This window comes from Humiphilus diazotrophicus (assembly GCF_059726315.1).
Genome location: NZ_AP040870.1, coordinates 6,806,986 through 6,819,385, shown reverse-complemented (window position 1 = coordinate 6,819,385; position 12,400 = coordinate 6,806,986). Strand labels below are relative to the sequence as shown.

The following is a 12,400-nucleotide window of genomic DNA, read 5'->3' as shown; positions in this document are numbered from 1 at the left end:
AACCGCCTTGTACCGCCGGACTCCAGGCCGGGGTCCCCGGCACGCGCGGTTTTCGCGTGCTGGGGTGGAGGACCGGCTGTCGTGTGGGCGTCCCCGCCCACACCCTGGAGTTTCTGCATTTACAAGGGCAAGGAGGATGGTGATACGAGACTCTGTTTCAAAGACTTGTTCCCCCTCTCCCCCTCCGTGAAGAATGGGGAAGGTTGACTGCTTCCCTCTGCTGCTACTCTATTAACAATGAACGAGACGATTCTGATCCACTTTTCCGGCCAGGATAAACCGGGCATGACGAGGCAGCTAACCGCAACGTTGGCGGAATACAATGCCGCGATCCTCGATATCGGACAGGCTGTTGTGCATGAAACGCTGGCTCTGGGGCTCCTGATCGAGATCCCCGAGGGATGCAACTTCACGCCGCTGCGCAATGCTCTGATCGTTCAGTCTCACGATCTGGACCTGCAGGTACGCTTTACCCCCATCACCCAGGATGCCTTGGATCACTGGACAATCTCGCAGGCCAAAGACCGCTTCATCATCACGATTCTCGGCCAAGCCATTACGGCGCAACAGCTCTCCCGCGTTACTACGATCATCGCCGCTCATGGGATGAATATCGACCTGATCGAACGGCTCTCCCGCCGTCTTTCGCTCACCCTGCACACGCCGGAGGCTAACGCCTGCATCCAGTTCGAAGTCAGCGGGCAGGCGAAGAACGAAGACCAGATGCGTGCCGACCTTCTGAAGGCCGCGCAGGATCTGGCTATCGATATCGCCTTCCAGCGCGAGAGCATCTTCCGCCGCAATCGCCGCCTCTTCGCCTTCGATATGGACTCCACCCTGATCCAGGGAGAGGTCATCGACGAGCTGGCCAAGATGGCCGGAGTCGCCGACGAAGTCGTCAAGATCACCGCCTCTGCCATGCGCGGAGAGATCGATTTCCAGCAGAGCTTCACCCGCCGCGTTGCTCTCCTGAAGGGGCTGCCCGAAGAGCGTGTGCTCGGCCTTATCGGCAAGATCCCTCTCGTACAGGGTGCCGAAAGACTGATCCGTACTCTCAAGATGCTGGGCTATAAGGTAGCTATTCTCTCGGGCGGCTTTAACTTCTTCGCCCGCCATCTGCAGGAGACGCTCGGTATCGATTACATTCACGCCAACGATCTGGATATCGTCGATGGAGCCGTAACCGGCCGCATCGTCTCCCGGATCGTCGATGGTGCAAGAAAGGCGCAGTTGTTGCGTGAAATCGCAGAGAAGGAAGGCATCTCGCTCGAACAGTGCGTTGCCGTAGGCGACGGCGCCAACGATCTGCCGATGCTCAACCTCGCAGGCATGGGAATCGCCTTCCACGCTAAGCCAATTGTCCGCCAGAATGCCGACAATTCCCTCTCGCACCTGGGTCTGGATAGCCTACTCTATCTGATCGGAGTACGCGACCGCGACATGGCCACGCTGGAAGAGCCCGAACCCATAGAATCGTCACAAATATAGATACGTAATCGTTAAGAGAAGAATTTCGGGTGCCCCATCTTCGCCGCGAAGTGTAACGGAGCGTGCTAAGGTGGGGTCAACGGAGGCTTCCATATCGGTAACCGAGCGACACTTTAAAGATTTAGCTCTGTACGGCTACCGAAATTGAAATTTCTATTTTTCCCACCTTAACTCGCTTCGCTCGTGAAGATGGGGCACCCCTGCTCTCTGCAACGACAAGTCCTCCGGCTACCGATACCGCAATATTCTTCGCTTCTAACTCAACGAAGAATTAATTACCGAACGGAAGGCAGGAACGATGCCATAGTTCACGGCCTCGGCGTGCAAGTTATCCAGCAGATGTTCGATGGCCCAGTTCTCTCCGGTCTCCACATGCAGGATCTCTTGGTAGATCAGATGCGCCATTTCGTTGAAGGCCATCAAGTGATTCAGGTCGCCATCGGGATTGATGGCGGGATACTCGTCACGCGCGGACACGGTCAGGGCAAAACCAAGCCGGACCAACCATTGGATCTTTTCTTTTCTGCTGAACCCGGTGACGGTATCCAGCACGTCTTTACGGTTCACGATTCCCCTCCCCCGAGAGTAACCAAAGAGAATCGCACAAACCCCGCCCGACTGGCACCAGAAATCTCTCTTCCTCGAATCGGACATGGTACACTCCCTGCTTCCGAAAGATCATGAAAAATAGCCGCGCTGTACGTCCTGTTTTCGTAACACTGTGCCTCCTTCTCCTGGCTCTCCCTGGCTGGGGACAGTCCAAGAACCTTCGCCAGATCGTCCCCGGAGTGTGGTTTCGCACCGGAGCACCGCTCATCCTCGGCAACGGGGCAGACATCACCGAAAATTCGATGATCGTCGAGATGAAGGATTATCTGCTGGTCGTTGACTCCGGGACGAAGAACAGTGCCCCCGGCATTCTGGCCGATTGCCGTGCCCTATCGCCGAAACCGGTGAAATACGTCTTCCTGACACATCATCACTTCGACCACGTCGGAGGTAACTCCTTCTGGACCGCAGCCGGAGCCACGACCATGGCCTTTGCCGGGGTCAACGAAGAACTCGACCGGCAAAAGAGTAAAGACGAGCGGGTAAAGCAGGTCCTGCCCGGAGACTCTTTCGTCCTCGACGACGGCACACGCCGCGTGGAGTTCCATCACTTCGGATGGGCACATACCAAAGGCGATGGCCTCGTCTATCTACCCAAAGAGAAGGTTCTGTGTACGGGCGATGTAGTCACCAATGGACCGTATAACTCCATCTTCGACTCGCATCTGACGAACTGGCCCGAGATCATTCGCAAAGCCGAGGCAATGGATGTTCAATTCGTCCTGCCAGGACACGGCCAGCCCGGAACCAAAGAGCTGATGAGCCGCCAACGCGAGTATCTGGAATTACTGATAGGGGAAGTCCGCCAGGCCATGAAGGAAGGCAAGAAACCGGAGGAACTGATCGAGATGAAAGACGGAAAACCCGGCGCGAATAAGTTCGTCTTCCCAAAGGAAGTAGCTCTGTGGGCCAGCGGTCCCTTTTCAGGAAGACAAGTTCTGGACGCCTACAAGCAGTTACAGTAGCGCCTAAAGCATTTCCCGAAATACTGTGAACTTTCCCAATAGGGTGAAAAGCGGCTTTCTTTCCACCCCAGCAAACCAAAGATAAGATTCGTTCCGCCCCATACGGGGCGGAGATTTCGTTTGCCGTTGGTATCCCCGGGTTTCGCTACGCTTCACCCGCGGCTATTGTCTTGGCATCCCTCCAGGATGCCTTTTGAAGTTTCTACATTTGCAAGTAGCAAACGAAGAAGAAGGAATCAGCGCAAGAAGGTGTCGGTTTCTGACCGCCACTTTCCTGAGCAAAATCTAATCGACTATTAAATTCTCATGACAACGATTGTCCCGATGACGGCGCTCAAAACAAACGATTGCTGCCAGACATCACCTCAAAAAAAATGACATAGGGGATATTCCACAATTGAAGTAGAGTAGTAGGAACAACTCAATCCATCCCAGGTAACTGCACGTGCTCGAACCAATCGCGGGTCAACTTCTCCCTGTCAATCATCCCTACACTACCCGCTTCCTACGCGACTATTACGAAAGTTACCGGCAATAGGTAGGACCCGCCTAAGTTGACATGCATAGTACGCCACCAAGCACAACCTTATATAAGTTCCCCTACAATCTTGTCCTGTCCGGAAGGAGAATCCATGGATCGTCAACACACACTTATCGAGGATCGTACTTATCCCCTCGATGCAAGGCATACTCCGCAAAGGACACATAGACTATGGACGGTCTGGACATTCCTGCTTCTCTTCGTCGGAGCAAGCGCAGCGGCACAGCAGGTTGAGCCTACGCTCCCTGTCTCGCAGCGGATGACGATCAATCTTGCCGCCGGAGTGCCGAAGTATCTGGGCGATGCGACGACGACATCCAATGAACCTCAAGATCATTGGTGGTTTCAGAACGCGAAGAACTCTGTCTCCTACTCCGATCCGGCCTTTGCCGAAAGCAGCGATACCGGCACAACCTGGACCCAGATAGGGCTTCCCTACGATGCCAATATTTCGCGAACCTTCATCAACCAAACCTCGGGCGGAGGTCAGGGCTCGCTTAACGGCCAGCAGAACTGGTATCGGCTGCACTTCAAAGTAGACCCGAAGTATGCCGACCGGAAGTTCCTCGTTCAGATTGAAGGCTCGCACACCGGAGTACAAGTCTTTATCAACGAAACCCTGTTACCCGGCATCAGCGCAATTACAGCGAATGCTCAAGCGACTCACGTTGTAGGATTCATCCCGGTCATCGTCGACCTCACCCCCTATCTGCACAAGGACGGAGTTACAGACAATGTTCTGGCCATCGACGTCTCACGAGGCGATGCGTGGTTCAAACAACCAAGCTTCTCCGGAGCCTTCCGCTTCGGTCAGGCCATGGCGGGACTCTTCCGTAACGTCTATCTGTACGTCACAAATCCGGTTCACATTCCACTGAATGTCTATTCAAACCAGAAGACCTGGGGAACTTATGTCGGAACGGTATCAGAAGTCCCCGCTACAGAGGGCACGGCAACGGCGACTTCAGCTGTCGTAGAGGTTCAGACAAATGTTCTCAATGAAACGGCTACGACCCAGCAAGTTACTCTGACCACGCAGATTGTCGATGCCAAGGGAAATGTCGTAGTAACTGCGCCGCCGCTTACACAATCGGTTCCGGCTATGACGCCTGCCAGCTTTCCTTCCGGTCCGACTCCGATGTTCGATCAGAAGATTACGGTGCCGAATCCGACCTTGTGGTATCCCAATAACTCGATCTACGGAAAGCCGTATATGTACAAGGTCTATCACATCGTCAGCGTCAACGGCGTTGTGGTCGATTCGGTGCAGAGTCCGCTTGGAATCCGCACCATTACCTGGGATGCAAACTTCCCCTACTTCAATGGACATGCCATGTATCTCTGGGGCGGCTCCGGACGTTACGACTATCCCGCGCTCGGCTCCGCAGTTCCCGATGAACAGGTATGGCGCGACATGGAGCAGATCGCCGCACAGGGAGGAAACATCTGGAGGCCGGGCCACTCGACCAGCAGCGAAGAACTCGTCGAAGCCGCCGACGCCTACGGCATCATGATCGACCAGCCCAGTGGAGACGGCGAAGGAGCCTTCAACAACACTCCCGCGGCAGACGATGTCACGATGAAAGAAGAGCTGCATCGCGACATGATCATCCGCGACCGCAGCCATCCATCCATTCTCGATTGGGAGCTGGACAACGGCGGCAACAATCTGAGCCTTGCCAAAGATCTGGCAACAATGGCAACCACCTGGGATTCGATCAATCCCCGCGTTCAAGCATCGCGGGCCTACCTGCCCGCCTACGGCTTTATGGACGAGTGCGACGGCGCGGGCTGCGAAGTAGGAAACAAAGAACAGTACCCGGATAATCCGGCCTTCGGCGCCGAATACTGGGACAACATGGGTACAGGGCGCGGTCTGGCCTGGGATTATGAGTTGGCCTTCGCCGCTCCCTATCTCGACGACTGGCGCAAGGGACGTCAGGCGAATGCCTTTGGAATGGCGCAATGGTACTTTGCCGATTCGCCCGGCGAGATCAGCCTCTATGCCGAATTCCAGAACAAGACCTTCATGCAGGACATGGTTCGCTCGCTCGGATACTCTTCGGTCGACGCGAACAGATTCCCGCGCCTGCTCTATTACATCTATCAGGCCGTCTGGACTCCTTACGCAATCAAACCGGTTGTCCATCTGGCCCACCACTGGAACCGCGCTTACCAATACACCCCGGGCACGCCGATCCAGGTGAACGCCTTCAGCAACTGCCCTTCCGTCCGCCTGCTGATCAATGGCGCAGCCAAAGACCCCGTCACCGGCGCGGCACTTGCCGATCAAACGCCGAATCCCTGGAACATAAGCTCCAATACCGATCTGACGCAGAACACGACTGTCATGCCCGGACAGGTTCATTGGATGGTGAACTGGACTTCCGGCACCGTCACGGCAGCATGCCTGGACCTCAACGGCAACATCGTCCCAGGCGCGACCGACTCACGCACCACGGCGGGAGCGGGAAACAAAATCGTCCTCTCCGTTGTTCCGAATGTGATTAAACCCGATGGCTCGGCCTTCCAGTGGACGGCCAATGGTTCCGACGCCGCCTTCATCTCCGCTCAGGTACACGATGCCAACGGAAATCTTGTGCCGACAGCTGCGGATAATGTCACCTTCTCAGTTACAGGACCGGCTACCTACATGGGAGGCACGCAGCAATATGTTGCCGATCCCTCCTGGACGAACTACTACCAGGACGCCTTCTCTCAAGCACGCAGTACCGTAATTGCCGGATTGCCCTATGCCTTCTTCCACTCTCCCGGAGATCAGGAACTGAACTTCGAAGGCGGCTTACAGAAGATCGCTCTGCGCAGTACCTTCACTCCAGGCACGGTAACGGTTACAGCTTCCGCGCCCGGACTGGCGAGTGGAAGTGTAACTCTAACCTCAGTGACACCTCCCGCGCCCTCGCAATCGCAGCCGCCGGCTATCATCGTGGCTCCTGCGGATACCGCCACAACCGCAGGTTATCCCGCGACCTTCACCGTCACGGCTTCGGGCTCCGGAAGCTTGAGCTATCAGTGGTACGAGAACGGTACTGCCGTCGGAACAAACAGCGCCACCTACACCACCGCCGCCACTTCTCTCTCGCAAAACGGCGACCGCATCAAGGTCACGGTTACGAGCAGCTTCGGCTCGGTAAACTCGGAGGAGGTCACCTTGTCGGTGGCATCTCCAGCCACTGTCGCCATCACAACGCAGCCAGCTTCCCAAACGGTAGTGGTGGGGCAATCGGCAACGCTATCGGTCGCAGCTACAGGATCTCCGGCACTCAGTTATCAGTGGTTCCTCAACGGAGCGCTCGCGCAATCGGGAGCACAGGCCAGCTATACCACGCCCGTTTTTACGGCAACGGGAACAGTAAGCATCTACGTCATTGTCAGCAATCCTCTCGGACATCTGCAATCGGATACCGCCGTAGTTACGATTAACGCAGCAACGCCTGTTTCAATCCTCACGCAACCGGCCAGCAAGATGGTCTCAGTAAATCAGCCCGTTCAATTGACGGCTGTCGTTGCGGGTTCCGCGCCTTATACCTATCAGTGGAAGTACACACCTGCAAATGGTTCCGCAATCGTCCTGACCAGCAACACACAGTCCTCCGATACCATTACTTACACCATTCCCGCCGTTACCTCTGCCAATGTAGGCGCGTATACCGTGACGGTGAACAATGCCGCCAATGTCCCGGTGACCAGCGCGGCTGCGCAGATTACGCTGGCGCCTCCGGGCGTCAATCTGGCATTGAACAAGACCGCAACCTCCAGTAGCAGCGAGAATCCCTGTAAAGGCACTACGACACCGCCCAACTCCGGAGCCGGATGTCTGGGAGCGGGAAACACCGTTGACGGAGACCTGACAACCCGCTGGGGCTCGGCTACGGCAAATGCAGCGCCTACACCTCCGGTAGCCGGAGTCGATCCCTCCTGGCTGCAAGTGGATCTCGGTTCTGTTCAGTCGTTCAACACCGTGATCCTCAACTGGGAAAACGCCTACGCGAAGCAGTATCAGATCCAATACACGAGTGCCGATCCGGCAACGAATCCCACCTGGGATGTGGCAACGACCAACAGCGCAGGCACAGGCGGTACCGAGACACTTAACTTCCAAACCGTCCAGGCCCGCTATGTTCGCATGAACGGCACGCAGAGAGCCACGCAGTACGGCTACTCTCTCTTTGAATTTCAGCTGTACAACATCGCACAGTGTGGAGGCGCCTCCGAGCGTTACACCATCAACTCGTCAAATGCCTCGCTGGTGACCGATAACCAGACCGGTTTAACCTGGACCCGCACCATACAAACCGATACCACTCCAGGCTCGCAGTTTACCGGCATCAGGGCCAAGGCTTATTGCGAGAGCCTCAACATGCGTCTGCCAACCAAAGAAGAAGCGCTGAGCATCGGTGGAGATAACAATGCCACCTGTGCCTTCCCTGGTGTATGGAGCACCTGGACCTCGACCGTCTACTCCAGCAACGCCAGCGAAACGGCGATGGTCAATTTCGACGGCACCACCTCCTGGCAGGTGACGGACAATTATCCCGGAGCAACGCTTTGTGTTGTTGCCACCACCACAGCACCAACGGTTGCTCCAACGATCCAGACACAACCACAGGCCGCAACCGTGACCGCCGGGCAGACAGCTACCTTCAGCGTAGTAGCCAGCGGCACGGCTCCCTTGAGCTATCAGTGGTATAAGAACGGAAATGCTATCGTTGCTGCCACCTCGGCAAGTTACACCACTCCGGCAACCGTTGCGGGTGACGATGGCACGCTCTTCCGCGTCGATGTAAGCAACATAGCCGGAACAGTCTCCAGTAATACGGCCAAGCTCAGCGTGAGTGCTGCACCACCTGCGCCTGTACCGGACTTCACCCTGGCCGTCTCTGCGCCAACGCTCAGCGTAACAGCGGGAGGCACGGCTACAGAAGTTCTGACCCTTACACCGCAGAATGGCTTTCCAACCACGTCGCAGGTTGCCTTCTCCTGCACCGGCCTACCGGCAGGGGTCACCTGCAGCTTTGCCCCAACAACGGTAACAGCAAGCGGAGCGATTACTTCGACACTGACGCTGAAAACCTCAGCTACTACAGCAGAGCTTCACGCTACGCCCTCACCGTGGCTCGTGGGTCCAGTCCTCGCGGCTGTGCTTTGCTTCTTTGGCAGAAAGAAAGGCCGAAGTTTGAAACTGATGCTGTTCCTTATTGCAAGTCTGGCCGGACTGGCACTCTTTAACGGTTGCGGCGGCTCTTCTCCGAACTCCTCCGCTCCGGGAGGAACCAAGCCCCCACAATCCACGACCTCCAGCGTGTCCGTAACGGCAGCCTCAGGAACACTGCAACATACGGCGACTTTCTCCCTCACCGTAACGACCTCTACTTCTGCCAGCTCGCTGGATCGGCACAAACTGCCGAATCTCCCCTCTTCCGGATCGGCTTTGGCTATGGCCTTCTGCTTCTTGGGCAGAAAGAGGAGGCGCGGCCTCCAACGGATGCTGGCAATTCTATTCACAGGCATTGTGGGTCTCGCCTGCCTCAGCGGCTGCAGCTCTTCTTCCGCCCCGGCGCCTCCAACAAGTAATCCCGGGACAGGGACAAAGCCCACCATCACCACGCAGCCCGTCTCTCAAACTGTAACCGTCGGGCAGACGGCTACCTTCAGCGTTGTGGCCTCCGGAACTGCTCCCTTGAGCTATCAATGGCAGAGCAATGGACAGGCAATCACCGGAGCCACCTCGGCAAGCTACACGACTGCGGCCACTACCTTGCAGAACAATGCTACGAACTACAACGTTGTGGTCAGCAATACCGAGGGCTCCACGGTGAGCAACACCGCTGTCCTCACCGTAACGGCCAACACCGCTACCTGCAGCACGGTACCTGCTGCTCCGGGAAACGTAACTGCTACGGCGACATCACCCAGCCAGATTGGCATCAGCTGGACAGCCAGTTCGGCGCCCACGCCCTGCTCGGTCAGCTACAACGTCTATCGCAGCACAACTTCAGGCTTCTCGCCTTCCTCCAATAATCAGGTTGCCTCTGGACTTACTGCTACCTCCTTCACCGATTCCGGACTGACAGCCTCGACAACCTATTACTACCTCGTTGTTGCCAGCGACGCAGCCGGTGCCTCCACGGCCTCCGCACAAGCCTCTGCAATCACACAGGGCTCCGTCGCAGGTGGAGTGGAGATTGTCGCCATCAACTCCGCCGGGCCTGCCGTGAGCAATGCCATGGGCGGCGATGCTTCCTTTGTAGCCGACGAATTCTTTAACGGCGGCGGAACCTCGACATCGAACAAAGCCGTTGTTACCGACGGTGTAACCAATGCCGCACCAGCAGCCGTCTATCAGAGCGAACGGAATGGTGCCTTCAACTACACAATTCCCGGCCTCGCGCCCGGAGCGCAATATACCGTTCTGCTGCATTTTGCCGAGACTTACTTCACCACTGCCGGAAGCCGCGTCTTCAATGTGGCTATCAACGGCACAACGGTCTTGAGTAACTTCGACATCTTCGCCTTAGTGGGAGCGAACAAAGCTCTCGTGGAACAGTTCACGGCAACCGCAAACAGCAGTGGACAGATCGTGATTGCCTATACCCGGGGACCGAGCGATCAACCGAAATCCAGCGGCGTCGAAGTACGCGGTGCGGCCAGTCCCTGCACGCTCACTCCAACAACCGCGCCAACCGGCTTAACAGCAGCAGCCTCTTCGCCCAGCATCATCGGACTAAGCTGGACAGGAGTCACGCCTCCGCCAAATTGCTCTATCACCTATAGCGTTTATCGCGGCACGACCAGCGGATTTACGCCATCTTCGGCGAACCTGATTGCCAGTGGCTTAACGAGCACAAGCTTTTCGAACACAGGACTTACCGCCGCAACGAACTATTACTACATCGTGGAAGCAGTCGATGCAGCCGGAAACTCGGCTCCTTCGGCAGAGGCAACAGCGCAGACCCGCGCAGCAAACTCCTGCATCAGTGTTCCTGCGGCTCCGAGCAGTCTCTCCGCGACGGCAGCTTCTTCCAGCATCATCGGACTAAGCTGGCCCGCGATCACTCCACCGGCAAATTGCACGAACATTACTTACAACCTTTATGCCAGCTCCACCAGCGGATTCACCCCATCGCTAAGCAACCAGATTGCAAGCAATCTGACGGGCACCAGTTTCTTCAACAACAATCTTCCGGCTTCCACCACTTACTACTACGTCGTAGAAGCAGCCGACGAAGATGGCACATCGCCGGGTGTGTCGGCCCAGGCAAGCGCTACAACACTGGCGCAGCCAACCAGCTTGACGGCCACCGCCGCATCTGCGAACGAAGTCGATCTGGTCTGGCCAGCCAGTACGATAGCCGATCCTGTCACCTATCTGATCTTCCGCAGCACGACGCAAAACTTCACGCCCTCGGGCAGCAACCAGATAGGCACAGCAAAAGCTAATGCCTTTCAAGACGTACTCGCCTCACCTGCGACGACCTACTACTACAAGGTAGAGGCGCAAAATCCATCCAGCACCTCGGCACCCATCGGACCGGCCAGTGCTACAACGCTGGCGCTTGGTCAGAATCCTCTCTTCTGGGATGGCAGCAATATTCCACCTACCCCAGCAGGATCAGTCATGATGTTCAAGATTCTGAACCGGACAAATGGACGCTATCCCGATAGTCAGGTCTACTGGGACGCAACCATCAATGGCGTAACAACCACAAAGTCGATTGCGGACCAATCGATCTTTGCCATGCCTGCGAATGCCTCCGGCCGCATGCAGTTCTATCTTGGGCCCGAGGGGAAGAACAGCCCCTACGCCGACTTTATTGAATTCACCATCGGGCAGACATTCTTCAATGGCGACACGACCCGCGTCGATGCCTTCGGAGTGAAGCTGGCCTTCCGGCTTACCTGCTCCGATGGCACCGACATCGCGGTGGGAGAGAATGCCGCGACCTTTGCCGAAGATCGCTCCGCCACCTTCCAACGCTATATCGCCTCAGTGCCACCGAAATTTCAGCAGCTGGCGCAGCCACCTTACCGAATCGTCAATCCTGGAGGAGGAGGTTTCGATGCAGGAGGCGCATACGCGGATTACTACACAAATTACATCTCCCAGGTCTGGTCGAGTAATGGCATTACGATTCCGATTGCAGGGCCGAATGGCGACGGCTTAGGAGATTACCCTGACCTCTCGGCGGCAATCTATCGGCATACGGCCGCTCCGGGAACCTTTAAGCCGGATGGGAAGCTTGTTTCACAAGCAATGTGGAGTAATCCCAGCAAGTTCTATCAACAGGACCCGGCAGACTACTATGCGCAGTTCTGGCATGCAAACGCCATCAACAGCCAGCAATACGCCTTTCCCTATGACGACGCGGGCGGGTATTCAAGCGATGTTTCCTGCACCGGCCCGCAGACTCTGGTGGTCGCCGTAGGCTGGTAACACACCTTTTCAGAATTAGCTCTTTTCTACGGACAGGGATATAGGATCATGTCCCTGTCCCTGAAGTTTGTACATCTTGAGTCGACAATCAAGGGAAAAACCTTGGAAGATTATCTTAAAGAAGTGCTATGGGTTTGTGTCAGTCCCGCACCGGTGATTCCGACCCACGATGGATGAAACGAGAGCCAGCAGCGTATAGAGTGGAATTGCGCAGAGGCACAGAGGTCGTCAATTCCCTGGTGCAGAACAGCCCGTGTGTCAGTCGGACCCGGAACCCTAGAGCACCCCGTATTGTCGCCTAAAGTGTTGCACCAGACCTTAGAGCACGCTTATTAGAGTTTC

Annotated in this window: 4 protein-coding genes; 3 read left to right on the top strand and 1 reads right to left on the bottom strand. The window is 56.3% G+C overall.

The window, feature by feature from the left end; all coding sequences use genetic code 11:
• Positions 1-237: 237 nt before the first annotated feature.
• Positions 238-1,488, top strand: coding sequence for a phosphoserine phosphatase SerB (gene serB, locus AC6I7T_RS27365; protein WP_497790986.1), 1,251 nt, complete (start codon positions 238-240; stop codon positions 1,486-1,488).
• 255 nt (positions 1,489-1,743) lie between these two features.
• Here serB and AC6I7T_RS27360 read toward each other — a convergent pair whose 3' ends face one another.
• Positions 1,744-2,055: a hypothetical protein gene (locus AC6I7T_RS27360; RefSeq protein ID WP_497790985.1), complete on the bottom strand. Its 312-nt coding sequence runs from the start codon at positions 2,053-2,055 to the stop codon at positions 1,744-1,746.
• Between the two features lie 113 nt (positions 2,056-2,168).
• On the opposite strand from AC6I7T_RS27360, the gene AC6I7T_RS27355 reads away from it, so the two are divergent.
• Both AC6I7T_RS27355 and AC6I7T_RS27350 read left to right on the top strand, forming a co-directional pair.
• Complete coding sequence (locus AC6I7T_RS27355) at positions 2,169-3,062, top strand: MBL fold metallo-hydrolase (protein ID WP_497790984.1); 894 nt, start codon at positions 2,169-2,171, stop codon at positions 3,060-3,062.
• A 632-nt stretch (positions 3,063-3,694) separates the two neighbouring features.
• Entirely contained in the window at positions 3,695-12,058 is an 8,364-nt protein-coding gene (locus tag AC6I7T_RS27350) for a malectin domain-containing carbohydrate-binding protein (protein WP_497790983.1), read from the top strand.
• Positions 12,059-12,400 lie beyond the last annotated feature (342 nt).

What these genes read in the sequence shown, in the direction of transcription:
- serB (WP_497790986.1), top strand. Translation starts at nt 238, where the DNA reads ATGAACGAGACGATTCTGATCCACTTTTCCGGCCAGGATAAACCGGGC.
- AC6I7T_RS27355 (WP_497790984.1), top strand. Translation starts at nt 2,169, where the DNA reads ATGAAAAATAGCCGCGCTGTACGTCCTGTTTTCGTAACACTGTGCCTC.
- AC6I7T_RS27350 (WP_497790983.1), top strand. Translation starts at nt 3,695, where the DNA reads ATGGATCGTCAACACACACTTATCGAGGATCGTACTTATCCCCTCGAT.